This window comes from Parendozoicomonas verongulae, assembly GCF_009711465.1.
Classification (GTDB): domain Bacteria; phylum Pseudomonadota; class Gammaproteobacteria; order Pseudomonadales; family Endozoicomonadaceae; genus Sansalvadorimonas; species Sansalvadorimonas verongulae.
The window spans coordinates 1-401 of the sequence record NZ_SMME01000234.1; the positions used below are offsets into that span (position 1 = coordinate 1).

Sequence of the window (401 nt, forward strand, 5' to 3'; positions counted from 1 at the left end):
GGTTAAAGAGAATATCAAAAGTTGTTCTTTGTTAGGAAACAGGCTTACTTCCCATAGTTCACTCGCTTTGGCGGTATGTAGGTTGGTTCGTGCAAATCAACTTGTTGATATTGTGTTAAAAGAGCTTCAGGAGTTACACGAAAAAATTGTCCAGAGAGGCTTAGCCAGGCGCGACGACTGGCAATATTCCATAGTCAAGATACTCACCCGGGCCTGTGACTATCTGGGTGTCCATTCACCTCAGGTTATAGCCATTGCTCAGGTCGCTATTCAACAAAATTGGCTGGAACCAGAACATTATCCTGAGGCAGGGGCACTTCATGTCCTATTAAAAAGGCTGGACGCTGTCAATGAACTCAAACCATTGGTAGAACGCCGCTTGAAAAACTGGTATGCCCATT

General features: G+C 44.6%; 1 protein-coding gene. It reads left to right on the forward strand.

What is annotated here, in order from left to right; genetic code table 11:
- Positions 1-401: hypothetical protein (locus tag E1189_RS00325; RefSeq protein WP_230459827.1), on the forward strand; the 401-nt coding region annotated here is incomplete at both ends.